Genomic DNA, 18,108 nt, shown 5'->3' on the forward strand with positions numbered 1-18,108 from the left:
GCAAAGATATGAGTTTACAATTATGAATTTGATTTTTATGAGGCGTGATTATAACATTATTTTAGAAGATTGTGATGCAAACTATAACAATTGCGATAATGTGGTAAAGAACAGGAACGCGGATGACACGGATTGGGCGGATGACCGCTGATTTTTAATTGTGCTTAACTGATTCATAAATCTGTGAAAATCCGCGTTTGCGAAGCATCAGTGTCATCCGCGTTCCATAAAATTCTTCTATAATCTTTTATTACAAACTTTGGCCTAACATTTGTAAATTTGCTATGCAATTACAAAAACATGAAACACCTTAAGTTTATACTGCTCTTTGGTTTAACCATAGCCCTTTTTTCTTGCGAAGACAATGAAGAACAGCGCATTGCCGAAACCCAGCGCACCATAAAGCAAAACGACTCGATACTAAAAGTTATAAGCAACAACTGGATTTTTGATGTGCCCCCGCCTACCCTAAAAGTGGCCGAGCGCATTGGCGTATGGAATGAGTGGCAGCAATTTAACAGCGAGCTTAAACAAAAGCCAACCGGATCTTTAAACGCCTTTAGGCAAAAAACCAAGGCACTGGTTAACAAAGCCGACCAGCTTAAAAACAACCTGCCCCCATTTTTTGATAAGCCACAGGTGCGCAGCCGTATGGGCGTACTGGTTACCAAAATAAAATCGTTGTACACCTACATAAGCATAGAGACGATACCTGATAAAAAGGTTATTAGCATTATAGCCGACATTAACCACGAGATAAGGGCACTGCAAAACCAGCTGGACGAGATGATTCGCATTAGCGAAATACCTAAAGAACAGGGCGAAGAAGAAATGCTTCGCGCGCTCGATACCGTAAGGATGGCCAATCCGGGCGCAATGCCGCCGTCAAACACTGCAATGCCGCAGGCCAGGCAGCTGCCACCTGTAACAAGTCCCGGTAATGGTGCCGGTTACACAAAACCCACAAATTGAAAAACGAAATTTTCCATAAATACGGGCAACTGCCCAAGGTTAAACAAATAGCCGCCAGCCTGCAGCAGCGCGAAGGTAAAATTCACGTAAAGGGCCTGCTGGGTTCGGCATTGTCTTTTGTAATCGATCCGCTTTTCCAGGAAAGCGAACTGCCCTTTTTGCTAATTTTTAAAGATAAAGAAGAGGCCGCCTACTATTTAAACGACCTCGAGCAATTGGTTGGGCAGGAAGATGTGCTGTTTTACCCGGGCTCTTTCCGTCGCCCCTACCAGATAGAGGAGACCGATAACGCCAGTGTGCTGTTGCGTGCCGAAGTGCTTAACCGCATTAACTCGCGTAAAAAGCCGGCCATAATAGTATCGTACACCGAAGCCCTTTTTGAAAAAGTGGTTACCCGTAAAGAGCTCGACAAGAACACCCTTAAGATTGCTATGGGCGACCAGGTGTCTATCGATTTTATTAACGAGGTGTTGTTTGAATACGAATTCAGGCGGGTAGATTTTGTTACCGAGCCGGGCGAATTCAGCGTGCGCGGAGGTATTGTCGACGTGTTTTCATTCTCTAACGATAACCCTTACCGTATTGAGTTTTTTGGCAACGAGGTAGACAGCATCCGTACGTTTGATGTGGCCTCGCAGCTATCGTTAGACAAAAAGAAAAAGATTACGGTTATCCCGAATGTGGAGAACAAATTTTTAAACGAAAAGCGCGAAAGCTTTTTAGAATACATTAGCGAGCGCACGGTACTTTTTATCCAGAATACCGATGCCCTGCTGGCCCAGCTTGACGTTATGTTTGGCAAAGCCAACGAGGCTTTCGAAAAACTGTCTAAAGACCTTAAGCATGCCACACCCGATGAGCTTTTTCTTAACCAGAAGACCTTTATAAAAAAAGCACTCGATTTTACAATAGTAGAACTCGGCGCCCAGCCCATATTTAAAACGCAAAAGGAGTTTGAGTTTTACATACAGCCGCAGCCATCGTTTAACAAACAGTTCGACCTGCTGCTTAACAACCTGAGCGACAACCACGCCAACGGTTATAAAAACTACATTTTTTGCGCTAACGAGGCACAGGCCAGCCGCTTTCATGATATTTTCGAGAGCCTGGACGATGCCGGTAACGAGAACATCCGTAAGCAGTATAAAACCATCGTATTTCCTATTTACGAAGGCTTTATAGACGAAGAGAACCAGCTTGTTTGCTACACCGACCATCAGATCTTTGAGCGTTACCATAAATTCAGCATTAAAAATGGGTATTCTAAAAAGCAAACCATTACCCTTAAAGAGCTTAACTCGCTATCGGTAGGCGATTATGTTACCCACATAGACCACGGTATTGGCAAGTTTGGCGGTCTGCAAAAAATTCAGGTAGAGGGCAAAACGCAGGAGGCTATTAAACTGGTTTATGCCGATAATGATATTGTGTATGTTAGTATACACTCACTTCATAAAATATCTAAGTATAACGGTAAAGACGGTGCACCGCCCAAAATTTACAAGTTAGGCAGCGGCGCCTGGAAAGCCCTTAAAAACAAAACCAAAGCACGGGTTAAGCACATTGCGTTTAACCTTATTCAGCTGTACGCTAAGCGCCGACTGGAGAAGGGCTACAAGTATGCACCGGACAGTTATTTACAGGCCGAATTGGAGTCGTCTTTTATTTATGAAGATACGCCCGACCAGATTACCGCTACCCGCGATGTGAAGGCCGACATGGAGAGCGAGCGCCCTATGGACCGCCTTGTGTGTGGCGATGTGGGCTTTGGTAAGACCGAGGTGGCTATTCGTGCTGCCTTTAAAGCGGTAGACAACGGCAAACAGGTGGCCATTTTAGTGCCTACAACCATTTTGGCCTACCAGCATTACCGCACCTTTAGCGAGCGTTTAAAAGATATGCCGGTTACCGTTAGCTACCTAAACCGCTTTAGGACAGCCAAGCAAAAAGCCGAGACCCTTAAAGGCCTCACCGAAGGTAAAGTCGATATCCTGATAGGTACCCACCAACTGGTTAACAAAAGTGTACAGTTTAAAGATTTAGGCTTACTGATTGTAGATGAGGAGCAAAAGTTTGGTGTTAACGTAAAAGACAAGCTTAAAACCATTGCCCACAATATAGATACCCTTACCCTAACGGCAACGCCCATACCAAGAACGCTGCAGTTCTCGCTTATGGCAGCAAGGGACTTATCGGTTATAACCACGCCTCCGCCTAACCGTTATCCTATAGAAAGCCAGGTGGTTGGCTTTAACGAAGAGGTTATTCGAGATGCTATTTCGTACGAAATTCAGCGTAACGGGCAGGTGTTCTTTATCCACAACCGTATTGAGAATATTAAAGAGGTTGCCGGTATGATTCAGCGCCTTGTGCCCAATGCCAAAGTTGGCGTAGGTCATGGCCAGATGGACGGTAAAAAGCTGGAAGAGCTAATGCTTGCCTTTATGAACGGCGACTTTGATGTACTGGTGGCTACCACTATTATTGAGAGCGGACTGGATGTGCCTAATGCCAATACTATTTTCATCAACAATGCCAATAACTTCGGGCTATCCGACCTGCACCAGATGCGTGGCCGCGTGGGCCGAAGCAACAAAAAGGCATTCTGCTACTTTATTGCCCCGCCGTATAGTGCTATGACCGAGGATGCACGCAAGCGTATCCAGGCTTTGGAGCAGTTTAGCGAACTGGGCAGCGGCTTTAACATTGCCATGAAGGATTTAGAAATTCGTGGTGCGGGCGACCTTTTAGGTGGCGAGCAAAGCGGTTTTATTAACGAAATTGGCTTTGACACCTACCAGAAGATTATGAACGAGGCCATAGACGAGCTTAAAGAAAACGAGTTTAAAGACCTGTACGATGATGTGGAGGGCGATGAGAAGGTAGAGAAAGAATATGTAAAAGATTTACAGATCGACTCTGATTTTGAGCTGTTGTTTCCCGATGAATATGTAAATAACATTACAGAGCGCCTTAACCTGTATAACGAACTGGGCACCATTAAAAACGAAGAAGAGCTTATAGCGTTCGAAAACAAACTGATAGACCGTTTTGGCCCATTGCCTAAGCCTGCCCTGGCCTTGTTAACCAGCATGCGCATTAAGTGGGTGGCCACCAAGTTGGGCATCGAAAAACTGGTACTAAAACAAGGCAAAATGGTGGGCTACTTTGTAGGCGATCAGCAAAGCCAGTACTACCAGTCGGCGTCGTTTAGGGGGGTGCTTAAGTTTGTACAGCAGTACCCTACAGTATCTAAAATGAAAGAAAAGCAAACCAAGAACGGCCTGCGCCTGCTGCTTACTTTCGAGAACGTAAAAACGGTTAAGAAAGCACTGGAATTGTTAACTATGGTGCTGGAGTAACTGCAAGTTCGCAGTCTCAGTATTCAGTTTTCAGGAAGGGGTGTGTCATTTCGACGGTAGGAGAAATCTCTTAAAGTAAGAAAGTTTTATTGAGATTCCTCAACTACGCTGCGCTGCGTTCGGAATGACATACAACATATTTACAATAGCCGATAACAGGCAACTTTCCTGCTTACTGAGACTGTAAACTGACAACTCTAAACCATCAACCATCAACTATTCTTTAACTACAAGCTTAAACCCAATCCTCGGTATGTTCTCTATACGTATGCTTTCGTCTTCTTTAAATATTTTGCGAAGGCGCGATATAAACACATCCATACTGCGGCCCATAAAATAATCATCGGTACCCCAAAGGGCGGTAAGTATTTTTTCGCGTTTAAGTATGGTATTCTTATTATCTATAAACAGCTTTAACAACGCCGATTCGCGTTCGGTTAGCTGCGTGGTTTCGCCATTTTTGGCAAGGGCGTAGTTATCGGGGTCAAACGTAAACGACCCTATGGTGCAGGTAGTATCTTTAATGGTAGGCTGCTTTTGGCTGCGCTGTAAAAACACCTCAATTTTAAGTATCAGTTCTTCTATACTGTAGGGCTTAACCAGATAATCATCGGCGCCAAGCTTAAGGCCCTTAATACGGTCTTCCTTTAAGGTTTTAGCCGACAGAAATATAATAGGCACAGCCACATTACGCTCGCGTATGGCGGCAGCCAGCTCAAAACCATCCATTTCGGGCAGCATAACATCCAGTACGCAAAGGTCAAATTCCTCTGTTTTAAAAGCATCAAAAGCCTCGCGCCCGTTGGTAAAATGCACTACCTCATAGTACTGCTCCAGGTTATCAGCGGTTAAAAATGCAAGGGTGTTATCGTCTTCAACGTACAGTAATCGTTTCTTCATGCCAGGCTGCTTTTAGGTATAAAAATAGTAATGGTAATACCGGCTAACTCCCCATTGTTTTTAATGGAGATCTTCCAGCCGTGAAGTTCACAAATCTTTTTTACATAAAAAAGCCCAATGCCAAAACCCTCTACCTCTTTTTTGTTTTCGCGCGGCACACGATAAAAACGGTCGAACACAAAATCAAGGTGCTCGCTGGCAATACCGGGGCCGTTATCGGTAAAGGTAAGCTGCAGGCCTTTACCCTCGCGCGCAACATTTATGGCTACCTGCGGACTTGCCGGGCCGTATTTAATGGCGTTCTCTACAATATTATAGGTAATGTTATAAAAGTGAAATTCGTCTGCCAATACCTGGTAGTCAACCTCATCCGCGTTAAGCGATACTTGTGCATTCTCAAATTTAATCGAGGCGTTTTCTTTAACCAGTTGTAGTGTTTCTACCACATTAAAAGCCTTTTTTTCTAACGATACAATTCCGCTCTCTGTCTTGGCGACAGATAGTATGCGCTCTATATGTTGGTTTAGCTTGTTGCTTTGCTCTATAATAATTTTAAGGTAGCGGCTAAGTTTGGGGTTGTTTTCTATCTCGTCTTGCTTTACGGCGTAGTTAGAGGCTATAAGTATGGAAGACAGCGGTGTTTTAAACTCGTGCGTCATGTTATTAATAAAGTCTTTCTGTAATTCGGTATATTTTTTCTGCTTAAGCAGCAAAAAAACCGAGTACACATAAATTACCAGTACCAATAATAACACCCCGGTATAGATCCAATACTGCTGTAACGATGTTATGTAGCTGTGCCTAAGGTTAGGAAAACGCACCGCAAAGTAATACACCAGCCCCGGGCGCTTAGTAAAACAGTTAATACATTGCTGTTTTTCGGTAGGGTCAATCTTGCCACCCATGGTTATATATTCGCCATACACCATCTCGTCGCTGCCGCAATCGTAAATGGCATACTCGTAATCCATGTCGAGTTTTACCTTCTGGAATTCGTTTTTAAGGTAGTATTCGAGTATGCTCGCCTCAAAAACATCCTGAACATTAACCACATAATAGTCTTCGCTAACTTTTTTTATGGGTGTCTCCCCCGGCAGTTCGCTATTATTATCGCGGTAAATTTTGGTTACCACATCCTGCAGGGCAAAGTGAATTTTTTCTGCAAGTTCCTTTTTTTCAAACATATAGGCTTCGTTAAGCATAACCAGCTGCATGGTTAATACCCCAACTATGGCTACAAGCCCAATAAAAACTATTATATTTAATTTGTTGAATTTCAATTTTTGGAATACAATTTGTTATACAGAGCACATTAACGTGCTTAGGCGTACCGATATTACAGCAAAAAATGCTATGCCACAAGCCATTAACATGTTGTTAACAAGAGTTTGAATCCGGTTAACAAATATGTGGCATTAAGTAAATATATTTGTGATATTAAAGTTAACAACATTTATCAACTAATAGTAAATTAATTATTTTATGAAAACTCTAAAACTTTCTTTATTTGCAGTAGCAGGAGCCCTTTTTCTTTCTTTCTCTGCTAACGCACAACAGCTTGCCCCTAAAAAAGACATTAAACCATCTGGAACTGCTGTAACTGCTGCTCCAAAAGCAACTACTCCAAACCCTGATGCTAAGCCAACAGGCCTTACTTTTAAAGAAGACACTTTTAGCTTTGGCGATATAGAAAAAGGTAAACCGGTATCTCATGAGTTTACTTTTAAAAACACATCTAAACAAACTATCTTAATTACAAACGTAAAAGCATCTTGCGGCTGTACTGCTACAAACTACACTAAAACCCCTATTAAACCGGGTGAGTCTGGTAATGTAACTGCTACTTACAACGCTGCTAACCCAGGTTCTTTTAACAAGTCTATTACTGTAACAGCTAACGATACAGAGCTTAACAAAGTACTTACTATTAAAGGTAAAGTAATTGCTCCTGAGACTGCTCCGGTACCGGCTACTGAAAACTAATTTGTAGTTTACAAAATACTAAGCCACCCTAACCGGTGGCTTTTATTTTTTACATTATGTAAAGTTTGTTTTACTTATTGGAAATTTTGTTTTACATTAGCGGCTATTAAAATCATCTAATCATGAAAACAAGTTATTTATTTCCGCACAGGTTTAAGGCCGTTAGTGGCCTTGTGTTTTTGGTTTCGTTGGTATTGCTTGTGGTATTGTATACCGCAATTGGCGACGCACTTCAAATTAACGCTAAGGTGTTTGCCCTTGTTACCGACATTGATGTTGCTACAGATAATTTTATTTTTGGCGACATTAAATATTTTACTTGGGTTACCAACTCAATAACCGATGAGATATGTATGTTGTTTGTATTGGTATCGGGCATTGTATTTGCCTTTTCTAAAGAAAAGCACGAAGACGAAATGGTGCAGTCCATCCGCCTTAACAGCCTTGCCTGGGCTACTATAGCCAATTACAGCATACTGCTGCTATGCTACCTGTTTGTATACGGGTTTCCGTTTACAAACGTACTTATGGCTGCTATGTTCTCTCAGCTTATTATCTTTATACTCCTTTTTAGATACAAAATGTACCGCTTTTATACCCTGCAAGATGAAGAATAACTTAAAGGTGCAGCGCGCCATACACAACCTTACGCAGCAGGACCTGGCCGAACGCATTGGCGTAAGCCGGCAGACCATTAACGCCCTTGAAGCCGGTAAATATGTGCCCAGCACCGTATTGGCTCTAAAACTGGCTAAACTGTTTGATAAAACCGTAAACGAGATATTTGAGCTGGAGCCGGAGGATTAGTCTTTTTATGGAACCTGCCCGTGCCGTTCAGGCAGTGATTTACACAGATTTTATATAGTAACCCTTTTGACACTTTTTGCTAAAAGGGGTTTTGTTTATTAGATAGTTGCTTTTTGTATATTTGTAATCCGCGACTGCGGAGCATCCGTTAAATCTGCTATCTAATGCAACACGCTTATATTAAAACACCTCTTGGCATAACCGCAATTACCGGCGATGCGCAGGGCGTGGCTAAAATATCGGTGTTGGAAGAGAGTGTTGCACTTACTGATACTATTCCCGTTGAATTGCAACAGGCTGTTGCCCAGTTGCAGGAATATTTTGAAGGTAAACGCACTAATTTTGATTTTGTGATGAACCCTGCGGGGACTGATTTTCAGAAACGGGTTTGGGATGCGCTGCTTAATATTCCTTTTGGTACTACAACATCGTATCACGCGCTGTCGATGCAATTAGGCGATGTAAAAGCAATACGTGCCGTAGCTGCCGCCAATGGTAAAAATCCTTTATGGATAGTGGTGCCGTGCCACCGCGTTATAGGATCTGACGGCTCCCTGACCGGATACGCCGGCGGGCTCTGGCGTAAAAAATGGCTACTGGAGCACGAAACCCCACCCATTCAGCAGAGCTTGTTTTAGTTATAAATCAAGTACAATTTCAAAGAATAAAATAATCTGTGTAAATCCGCGATTGCCCGCATCCGTGTCATCCGTGTTCCATTAAGCAAGACGTGTTCCTTTAATACCCGTAATCGTCCTCAAATTTTAAAAGCACATATTTTTTGGCTTTAGCATCATAAAAGCCTAAAATATAGTAGCCGTTATAGGGTATAACCGTTTCTAACGATATATTCTTATTGCCGCCTATAAACTGCCCAATATGGTCTATTGCAAGGCTTGTTTGCTGATAAGGCCGGTACTGAAAATTGTCATCAAAAAGGCTCTCAAAATAAACCGACTGCACATTCTCTGAATCAAACAATCCTAAACCGTCTCCGCCATAACCACCATTCATTACCACCGCCCCTGTTAGGGCTACCGCTAAAATAGCATCGCCGGTGCTAACAACATTACGCAGCCCTCCCGCCACAACCATAAGGTCGTCGGGCGTTTGATACACGGTAATAGCCGGGCTGCCCTGAGCCGCTTTAGAAAGCCATTTTTTAGTGCTTTTAAATTCGGCGGCAGGCTTGTTGCCGGTTTGTATCAGTAAAGGCGAATTGGTAAACGTTAGCGTATCTTCTTTACCGGCCGTATAGCTGCGTAGCAGCCTTCCGGTGGCGAGGTCTTTAGCCGACATTACAATTTCATCATCGTTAAACTTGAGCTGATAGAGCTTTTGGTTAGCGTAAAAAGAATTGGATTTGCCCAACTGTTTTAACGTTGCCTGCGAAATGAGCCTTTCCTTTATTGCAAATGCCGTATCTATAGTAAACACTTGCGTAACAGCCGGATGATGGTCTAACGTAAGCACCATATTTTCTGGCGACACATATAGTTTTATCTTGCTGCCGGCAACCGGCAAGGCGTTAAAAGCATTGCTTTCTACTTTTTGGAACGAATAGTCGCGCAATAAATCGTTCAGCTTGGTTACGTCGTTTTCCGGATCGTAAAATTCAAAAGCCGAAAAGTCCAGCGTTTTTACCTGGTACTTGCCATCGTTAAAAATATAGAGATGCAGTTTTTCGCCTTCTTTGGGCAGGGTAAGTATATAGTAGGAGTTATTTTCGCTAAAGGTGGTTAGCACCGTTTCTTCCTGTATGGGCAACCGCATAGCGGTTGTAGCTACCGCCTTGGTTGCAAAATTAAAGCTAAGTGCCGTAATTTTGCTATAATCGTGGTTGGCCCAATATACCTGCGGGTTGCCATCGGCATTAAAGCTGTAACCGGCCATAACCTCATACGCAGCATCGGGGCGGGGCGTGCTAATGCTGTCTTTATAAAACAGGGCACGGTTGTACTGCAATGCCGTTAGCGTATTTTTATCGGAGGCAAAAACAACAAGCTGCCCGTTATTAGCCTCTTTAGCGGCAAGTGCCTCGTGGTGCGCCTTCGATTTTTTAAGGTCTAAATAGTGTGCAGATACCATTACCTGTGCCATAAGGCCGTTAAAGCATCCAACAACCAGCAATACGGTTAGTATCTTTTTCATAGTAAAAGCTAAGTTATTCAGTAAAGGTAACATTAGCAATTTTCAAGCCAGTTTATTGCAACAAAAAAAGCCTCCGTTTCCGGAGGCTCAATATACTTGGCCGCTAAAGACCTTGTGACTTTAAAAACTTTGAGACTTTACGACTTTCGACCAATTAACTAATAACCTCGCCATTATCTACGCCATCGGTATCCGGGTTTATAAAAACCAGTTTACCATCAGGCTGCTGCGTCATCAGTATCATGCCCTGGCTTTCTACACCGCGCAGGTTGCGGGGCGCAAGGTTAACCAGTACAGTAACGCGCTTGCCTACAATTTCCTCTGGGGTAAAACTCTCGGCAATACCGCTAACAATAGTGCGCACATCTATGCCGGTATCTACTTTAAGTACTAAAAGTTTGTTGGCTTTCGGCATTTTAGAAGCCTCTATAATAGTACCCGTACGGATGTCCATTTTAGAGAAATCCTCGTACGTAATAAGATTTTTTTGCGGCTCCACAACTTTGTTATCGGCCTTGTTGGCAAGTTTAGTAGCTTCCAATTTTTCTACCTGTTTAATTATTTCTTCGTCTTCTATTTTAGCAAACAACAGTTCAGCCTGGCCAATCTGGTGGTTAGCCGGTATAAGGTTGGTTTTAATGGTAATATCGTTCCACCCCAGTTTGCGCTGGCTATCCCTTGCATCATTAAAGCTAAGGGTTTCGTCTACAATTCCTAAAACTGATACAGCTTCCGGCGCTTCGTCCATTTTAAGCATGCCTTTAAGTTTGGCCGCAGTAAACGGCAGGAAAGGCTCCGATAACACCGCAAGCGCAGCAGCAATTTGCAGGGCCACATACATCTGGGTCTTAACCCTCTCCGGGTTATCTTTTATAACCTTCCACGGCTCTTCATCGGCCAGGTATTTGTTACCAAGACGGGCCAGGTTCATAAGTTCTACAAGAGCCTCCCTAAAACGGTAGCGCTCAATAGAACTGGCAATAACGGCCGGATAAGCGCGCATTTCGGTAAGGGTAGCCTCGTCAACATCGCTAAAATCGTTAGGCTGCGGCACTACGCCCTCATAATATTTATTGGTAAGCACCACAACACGGTTAATAAAGTTACCAAAAATGGCAACAAGCTCGTTGTTGTTGCGTGCCTGGAAATCTTTCCATGTAAAATCGTTGTCTTTAGTTTCTGGAGCGTTGCTTGTAAGCGCATAACGCAATACATCCTGCTGGCCGGGAAAATCTAACAGGTACTCGTGCAGCCAGACTGCCCAGTTTTTAGAGGTAGACAGCTTGTTGCCCTCTAAGTTTAAAAACTCATTTGCCGGAACATTATCGGGCATAATGTAGCTGCCCTCTGCCTTAAGCATGGCCGGGAAAATAATGCAATGGAATACAATATTATCTTTACCAATAAAGTGTACCAGCTTGGTATCTTCGCTTTTCCAGTACGGCTCCCAGTCTTTACCCTCGCGGGCAGCCCACTCTTTGGTAGACGATATGTAGCCAATAGGCGCATCAAACCAAACGTAAAGCACTTTACCTTCGGCACCCTCTACAGGCACAGGTATACCCCAGTCAAGGTCGCGGGTAACGGCGCGGGGTTTAAGCCCATCATCCAGCCACGATTTAACCTGGCCAAAAACGTTAGGCTTCCAGTCACTTTTATGGCCTTCCAATATCCACTCCCTTAAAAAAGTATCGTATTGGTCTAAAGGCAAAAACCAGTGTTTGGTAGACCTTAATATGGGTGTAGTACCGGTAATGGTAGATTTAGGGTTTATAAGATCTGTAGCATTAAGCGATGAACCGCAGCGCTCGCACTGGTCGCCATAGGCCTCTTCGTTACCACATTTAGGGCAGGTGCCAATAACAAAACGGTCGGCCAAAAACTGGTCGGCTTTTTCGTCATACAGCTGCTCTGTAACCTCTTCTATAAACTGGCCGGCATCATACAGCTTCTTAAAAAACTCCGAAGCCGTATCGTGGTGTACCTTAGCCGATGTACGCGAATAGTTATCGAAAGAAATACCAAAATCTGTAAAGCTTTGCTTAATAATAGCGTGGTATTTATCTATAACCTGCTGTGGTGTAATACCTTCTTTTTTAGCTTTCATAGATATGGCAACGCCATGCTCGTCGCTTCCGCAGATAAACGCCACATCGCGGCCCTGAAGCCTAAGGTAGCGTGAGTAAATATCTCCGGGAACGTAAACGCCGGCAAGGTGGCCAATATGTATTGGGCCGTTAGTATAGGGCAATGCAGCAGTAACAGTATATCTTTTTGGATCTTGTAACATCGGGTACATTTAAATTTAAATGCAAAAATACGAAATTATTGCGTAAAGTGTAGTGTGAGATAAAGGGTGATGAATTGGAATTTGATATCGTTGATAACCTTTCGGATAGTCCTCACCCCCAACCTCGTGGAGAGAAGCTGTGGGCGAGTCCCCAAGGTTTAAACTATCTTCCCCACAAGTTAATTCTTCTTCCCAAATTTTTTAAAGGATTATTAAATTAATAACAGTATACGTTAAAACATAACATCTTTAATTTTATAATATTTATTTTTGAGGCTAATAAATGAGACGAAACGTGCAAGAGACCTCCAACACACACACACCCAACAATTTTATATTTCCTAAAACCCCTACCGGAGTAGAAGGATTGGACGAGATTACCGAAGGTGGTTTCCCTAAAGGGCGCCCTACCCTTATTTGTGGTGGCCCCGGCTGTGGCAAAACGCTGCTGTCTATGCAGTTTTTAATTAAAGGCATTACCGATTTTGATGAGCCGGGCGTATTTATGTCGTTCGAGGAGCCAACTGCCGACCTGTCGTTAAACGTTAAGTCGCTTGGTTTTGACTTAGAACAGCTTAAAGCTGATAAAAAACTGGTGGTAGACTATGTGCGTGTAGAACGATCTGAAATTGAAGAAGCCGGCGAATACGACCTTGATGGGCTATTTATCCGCCTGGGCTATGCCATAGATACTATAAATGCCAAGAGAGTGGTACTTGATACACTCGAAGCGCTATTTTCTGGCCTTGATAATCAGGGAATACTGCGTGCAGAATTGCGCAGGCTTTTCCATTGGCTGAAAGAAAAAGGCGTTACAGCTATTATTACCGGCGAGCGTGGCGAAAGTACCCTAACCCGCCAGGGGCTTGAAGAATATGTGTCTGACTGTGTTATTTTATTAGACCACCGTGTTATAGAGCAGGTTAGCACCCGCAGGCTGCGCATTGTAAAATACAGGGGCTCTACCCACGGCACTAACGAGTACCCTTTTCTTATAGACGAAGACGGTATCTCTGTACTGCCAATAACATCGCTTAAGCTGGATAACGAAGTATCGAGCGATATTGTTTCTCCCGGCATACCCGGATTAAACGATATGTTTAATGGTGGCGGCTTTTACAGGGGCAGCAGCATATTGGTATCGGGCACGGCAGGTACAGCCAAAACTACGGTTGCCTGTTACTTTGCCCACGAGCAGTGCCTTAAAAAAGAACGCACCGTATATTTTGCTTTCGAAGAATCTCCACAACAACTGGTGCGCAACATGCGCTCTATTAGCATAGATTTAGAGCCGCATATTAAAGATGGCTATTTGCAAATACATTCATCCCGCCCATCGCTAAACGGGCTGGAGCTGCATTTGCTTACGCTTCGCAAAATAATAAAAGAGTTTAAACCCACCACGGTTATTATAGACCCTATTAGCAACCTTATTAATGTTGGCAGCGAGCAGGAAGTGCGCTCTATGCTGGTACGTTTAATAGATATGCTTAAGGTTAACAATATTACTGCCCTGTTTACATCGTTAAACAAGCAAACAGAAAACTTTAGACCAGACCTTGCTGAAGAATCGGTATCATCCTTAGTAGACACCTGGATAACCGTGCGCGATATGGAAGGCCTGGGCGAACGCAACCGTGGCATTTATATTGTAAAATCGCGCGGCATGGGCCACTCTAACCAGGTTAGGGAGTTTATAATTACCGCAAAGGGTATAGAATTGCTGGATATAGAACTGGGGCCTAACGGCATATTAACCGGTGCAGCAAGGCAAAGCAACGAGCTGCAACGTAAGATGGACGAAATGAAGCTGGAAAGAGAACTAAGCCGCAAAGACCGCGAAATTGCACGTAAGCGCAAAGTGCTGGAGGCAAATATAGAGGCGCTTAGAAATGAGTTCGAATCGGCTGAAGAAGAGCTTAGCCTTTTAAGGGCTACCGAAGAACTGCAGGAACAACTTGCCGGAGAGAATAATAAATCTATTAAAAAAGACTAAATGGCAGAATGGCAATTGTTGTTATATATAGCAGGGCAAACCCCAAAATCTATAAAAGCACTTAGCAATATTAAAAAATATGCCGAGGAGCACCTAACCGGCAAATACAGCATAGAGATTATAGATTTGCTTAAAAACCCCCAACTGGCAGAGGGCGACCAGATATTGGCCGTACCCACGCTGGTACGCAAATTTCCGGAGCCTATGCGTAAAATAATAGGAGACCTCTCTAACGAAGAGCGTGTTCTTGTGGGTTTAAATATTAAACCCGGAAACTAACCACAGTGCAAAACACCAACACCCATACAGAAGATACAGAGGAGCATAAGTTTTTACTTTTTGTTTCGGGTATGTCTGTAAAATCAGGCCGGGCCATAGAAAATCTTCGCAAAATTTGCGATGAGCATCTTGCCGGAAAATTTAACCTGGAAATTATAGATATTGCCCGCCATAAAGAAGAGGCCGTGCACCACCAGATTATTGCCATACCTACTTTGATAAAATTGCAGCCGGGCGTACAGAAAATTATTCTGGGCGACCTTTCTGATACTCAAAAAGTATTGCGTATCTTAGAACTCAATCAATAAGAGCTTGGAGAATAAAGACGCATACATAGAACAATTATTATCTGAAATTGAAGGCCTAAAAAACCGGCTTTACGAGGCCGATAGTATTATTAATGCCATTAAAGAAGGGGCCGTAGACGCCCTGGTACTGCATGACGAGGGTGTACCGCAAATTTATACGCTGGAAAGTGCTGATTATACGTACCGCATTCTCATAGAAAAATTTAGCGAAGGCGCCCTGAGCATTACTCCGGATGGGCTTATTTTATACTGCAACGATTATTTTTCGCAACTGGCCAACATACCCAGCGAGCGCATTACAGGCTCGTATCTAAAATCGTATTTTGACGACCACGGCGTATTTACCGACCTTATTGAAGATGCCTTAAAAGGCACTACAAAACGCGAGGTGCTGCTAAATGTAAAGGGCAGGCGGTTTCCGGTAAATATATCATTTACCAGTTTAGCTCCTACTGTAGATGCTATCGGCGTAGTTATAACCGACCTGACCGAAAAGAAACAACACGAAGAAGCCCTGCTTAAAAACCAGCAGCAACTGGAACTTAAAATAAACGAGCTTAACGCCACCAACACCAGCCTGGAGCAGTTTATACACGTAATATCGCACGACCTTAAAGAGCCGCTGCGCAAAATACTAATGTATACTGCCCGTTTAGACACCTCCGGCTATACGGCCGAAAATAATCCGGTTGGGGTAATTCGCTCCTCTGCCGTAAGGCTAAACTCGTTGGTGGATGATTTGGTTAAGTATGCTTTTAGCTCTGTTAAAGACGACATGGCCGATATAGACCTTAATAAGGTACTTAACGAAGTTAAAGACGACCTCGAGATAATTATAACCGAGAATAATGCAACAATTACGTTATTAGACCTGCCCGTTATTACCGGTACCAAAGTACAAATGCGCCAGGTGTTTAGCAATCTGATAGCTAATGCTATTAAATACAGTAAAAAAGAAGTTGCGCCCCAAATTACCATTGGGTATGATATAGCCACAGAGGCCGATAAATTTTACTACCGGGTTTATGTGCAAGACAACGGCATTGGTATGGATAAAGCCCATTTAAACAAAATATTTACTATCTTTCAGCGATTGCACCTGCGCAACGAATATTCCGGTAACGGCATAGGGCTTGCCATCTGCAAAAAAATAATGGAAAACCATACCGGCCGCATAGAGGTAGCGAGCATACCGGGTAGTGGCAGTACTTTTAGCTTGTTTTTCCCAATCAATAATTTATAATGACAGAAGTAAAAACATTTCATATTGTTATTGCCGAAGATGATTTTGATGATGCCGATATTGTGCAGCAAAGTTTTGAGAGCAATGGCAATTTTGCAAAAATAGAGCTGGTTAAAAACGGGCAGGAACTGCTTGACCTGTTGCGAAGCTGTACCGATTGCCCCGATGTAATTTTAACCGACATTAATATGCCTATAATGAATGGCATAGAGGCGCTTAAAGAACTTTACAACGACCCGCAGCTTAAGCCCATACCGTGTTTTGTATATTCTACAAGCATTAACCCTACTTACGAGGCGCAGTGTAAAGAACTGGGCGTTAAAGGCTTTCTTATAAAACCATATTCTTTTGAAGAGTTTGATAATATACCCAACCGCATAGTAGAGGTATTATCTGCCGAAGAATAATTTTATAGCGAATGCACTATTAAATTTTTTAGATTTGTTGTAATAGAAAAAGGCAATCAATGCAAAGGAAAACCATTATTAAAAACATACTGTTCTTACTTATAGCCTTACATTTTACAACCTTACTGCAAGCACAAAACACAATGAAAATTCCGCCGTACCTTACCAAAGGAGATACTGTTGGCATACTTGCCACGGCCCGAAAAATAGACAAAGCAACCATAGAGCCTGCCATAAAGCTTTTAAAAAGCTGGGGATTAAACGTTGTGGTTGGCAAAACGGTAGGGTTGGATAACAACCAGTTGGCCGGACAGGACTGGCAGCGTGCTACCGATTTTCAGGATATGCTGGATAACCCCACCATAAGCGCCATTTGGTGCGCTAAAGGCGGTTACGGCACCGTACGCATGATAGACCGTATAGATTTTACAAAATTCAAAAAAAAACCAAAATGGTTTATTGGCTTTAGCGATGCCACCGTGCTGCACAGCCACATAAATAATATGGATATTGCAACTCTGCACGGCATTATGGCCATAAGCGTTGCCCATGCCACACCAGATGCTGTAGAAACGTTTAGAAAATCGTTATTTGGCGAAAAGCTGGCCTATAGCATACCGGTACATAAATTCAACAAAACGGGTACCGCTACCGGCGAACTTGTTGGGGGTAATTTATCAGTACTATACAGTATAGTAGGGTCGAGGTCGGAAGTTGACTATAAAGGCAAGATACTCTTTATAGAAGATTTAGATGAGTACCTGTACCACATAGACCGCATGATGATGAATTTGGAACGCAACGGCTATTTTAAAAATGTAAAGGGTATAATTATTGGCGGCATGACCAAAATGCGCGATAACGATATTCCGTGGGGGCATGATGCCTTAGAAATTATACAGGATATTACTAAAGAATACAAAATACCCATTTGCTTTAATTTCCCCGCTGGGCATATTACAGACAACCGTGCCCTTGTTTTTGGCAAAGAAATTACAATGGATGTTAGCGCCACCGGCACCAAAATTACTTTTGAGTAATGGCAGAGCATAACGAGCTTGGCAAAGAAGGCGAAAAAAAAGCAGCCGAATATTTAAGAGAACAAGGCTATACTATATTGCAAACCAACTGGGTTTACTTAAAAGCCGAAATAGATATTTTAGCACAAAAAGGCGATGTACTGGCTGTAGTAGAGGTTAAAACAAGGTCCAGCATAGAGTTTGGCCTGCCTCAGGATTTTGTTAAGCCCAAAAAAATACAGCTATTGGTAAAAGCGGTTAACGAATATATAATACAGAACGACCTGGATGTAGAAACCCGTTTTGATATTATAGCCATTCATAAAAACAGGGACATCTACGAAATTGAGCATTTAATAGATGCTTTTTACTATTTTTAAATTGTTAAATA

Annotated in this window: 17 protein-coding genes; 13 read left to right on the plus strand and 4 right to left on the minus strand. The window is 42.9% G+C overall.

Going from position 1 to position 18,108, the window contains the following annotated elements:
* Positions 1-300: 300 nt before the first annotated feature.
* Positions 301-972, plus strand: a complete 672-nt coding sequence (locus G509_RS22400; protein ID WP_051200351.1) for a hypothetical protein — start codon at positions 301-303, stop codon at positions 970-972.
* Between the two features lie 47 nt (positions 973-1,019).
* The gene (gene mfd, locus G509_RS0117160) at positions 1,020-4,334 is read left to right on the plus strand and encodes a transcription-repair coupling factor (protein ID WP_394363568.1); all 3,315 of its coding nucleotides are present in this window, start codon (positions 1,020-1,022) and stop codon (positions 4,332-4,334) included.
* A gap of 216 nt (positions 4,335-4,550) precedes the next feature.
* On the opposite strand, the gene G509_RS0117165 is transcribed toward mfd, so the two are convergent.
* Both G509_RS0117165 and G509_RS0117170 read right to left on the minus strand, forming a co-directional pair.
* The gene (locus G509_RS0117165; protein ID WP_026992666.1) at positions 4,551-5,234 is read right to left on the minus strand and encodes a response regulator transcription factor; all 684 of its coding nucleotides are present in this window, start codon (positions 5,232-5,234) and stop codon (positions 4,551-4,553) included.
* On the minus strand, positions 5,231-6,514 hold the full coding sequence (locus tag G509_RS0117170; RefSeq protein WP_026992667.1) for a sensor histidine kinase: 1,284 nt from the start codon (positions 6,512-6,514) through the stop codon (positions 5,231-5,233). The genes G509_RS0117165 and G509_RS0117170 overlap by 4 nt, the downstream gene beginning before the upstream one ends.
* A gap of 202 nt (positions 6,515-6,716) precedes the next feature.
* Between G509_RS0117170 and G509_RS0117175 the strand changes: the two genes are divergently transcribed.
* The 4 genes from G509_RS0117175 to G509_RS0117190 all read left to right on the plus strand — a co-directional run bounded on the left by G509_RS0117175 (position 6,717) and on the right by G509_RS0117190 (position 8,662).
* Complete coding sequence (locus G509_RS0117175; RefSeq protein WP_026992668.1) at positions 6,717-7,217, plus strand: DUF1573 domain-containing protein; 501 nt, start codon at positions 6,717-6,719, stop codon at positions 7,215-7,217.
* A 122-nt stretch (positions 7,218-7,339) separates the two neighbouring features.
* Positions 7,340-7,834 carry a hypothetical protein gene (locus G509_RS0117180; RefSeq protein ID WP_026992669.1) on the plus strand — a complete coding sequence of 165 codons (495 nt, stop codon included), beginning with the start codon at positions 7,340-7,342 and terminating at the stop codon, positions 7,832-7,834.
* Positions 7,824-8,024 carry a helix-turn-helix transcriptional regulator gene (locus G509_RS0117185; protein WP_026992670.1) on the plus strand — a complete coding sequence of 67 codons (201 nt, stop codon included), beginning with the start codon at positions 7,824-7,826 and terminating at the stop codon, positions 8,022-8,024. The genes G509_RS0117180 and G509_RS0117185 overlap by 11 nt, the downstream gene beginning before the upstream one ends.
* Positions 8,025-8,188: 164 nt before the next feature.
* Entirely contained in the window at positions 8,189-8,662 is a 474-nt protein-coding gene (locus G509_RS0117190) for a methylated-DNA--[protein]-cysteine S-methyltransferase (RefSeq protein WP_026992671.1), read from the plus strand.
* Between the two features lie 100 nt (positions 8,663-8,762).
* Here the strand turns inward: G509_RS0117190 and G509_RS0117195 are convergent, their stop codons facing one another.
* Positions 8,763-10,175, minus strand: coding sequence for a hypothetical protein (locus G509_RS0117195; protein ID WP_131450766.1), 1,413 nt, complete (start codon positions 10,173-10,175; stop codon positions 8,763-8,765).
* A gap of 154 nt (positions 10,176-10,329) precedes the next feature.
* A complete protein-coding gene (gene metG, locus G509_RS0117200) occupies positions 10,330-12,465 on the minus strand; it encodes a methionine--tRNA ligase (protein ID WP_026992673.1) in 2,136 nt (711 codons plus the stop codon).
* Between the two features lie 295 nt (positions 12,466-12,760).
* On the opposite strand from metG, the gene kaiC reads away from it, so the two are divergent.
* Genes kaiC through G509_RS0117235 form a run of 7 tightly spaced genes read left to right on the plus strand, consistent with a single transcriptional unit; the run spans position 12,761 to position 18,097 of the window.
* On the plus strand, positions 12,761-14,461 hold the full coding sequence (kaiC, locus tag G509_RS0117205; RefSeq protein WP_026992674.1) for a circadian clock protein KaiC: 1,701 nt from the start codon (positions 12,761-12,763) through the stop codon (positions 14,459-14,461).
* A complete protein-coding gene (locus G509_RS0117210) occupies positions 14,462-14,740 on the plus strand; it encodes a circadian clock KaiB family protein (RefSeq protein ID WP_026992675.1) in 279 nt (92 codons plus the stop codon).
* Between the two features lie 5 nt (positions 14,741-14,745).
* On the plus strand, positions 14,746-15,048 hold the full coding sequence (locus G509_RS0117215; RefSeq protein ID WP_026992676.1) for a circadian clock KaiB family protein: 303 nt from the start codon (positions 14,746-14,748) through the stop codon (positions 15,046-15,048).
* Between the two features lie 4 nt (positions 15,049-15,052).
* On the plus strand, positions 15,053-16,291 hold the full coding sequence (locus G509_RS0117220; RefSeq protein WP_026992677.1) for a sensor histidine kinase: 1,239 nt from the start codon (positions 15,053-15,055) through the stop codon (positions 16,289-16,291).
* Positions 16,291-16,698, plus strand: a complete 408-nt coding sequence (locus tag G509_RS0117225; protein WP_026992678.1) for a response regulator — start codon at positions 16,291-16,293, stop codon at positions 16,696-16,698. Before G509_RS0117220 ends, G509_RS0117225 begins: the two co-directional genes overlap by 1 nt.
* Positions 16,699-16,757: 59 nt before the next feature.
* A complete protein-coding gene (locus G509_RS0117230; protein WP_026992679.1) occupies positions 16,758-17,738 on the plus strand; it encodes a S66 peptidase family protein in 981 nt (326 codons plus the stop codon).
* Positions 17,738-18,097, plus strand: coding sequence for a YraN family protein (locus tag G509_RS0117235; protein WP_026992680.1), 360 nt, complete (start codon positions 17,738-17,740; stop codon positions 18,095-18,097). The genes G509_RS0117230 and G509_RS0117235 overlap by 1 nt, the downstream gene beginning before the upstream one ends.
* Positions 18,098-18,108 lie beyond the last annotated feature (11 nt).

The sequence above is a fragment of the Flavobacterium subsaxonicum WB 4.1-42 = DSM 21790 genome (assembly GCF_000422725.1).
Lineage (GTDB): Bacteria > Bacteroidota > Bacteroidia > Flavobacteriales > Flavobacteriaceae > Flavobacterium > Flavobacterium subsaxonicum.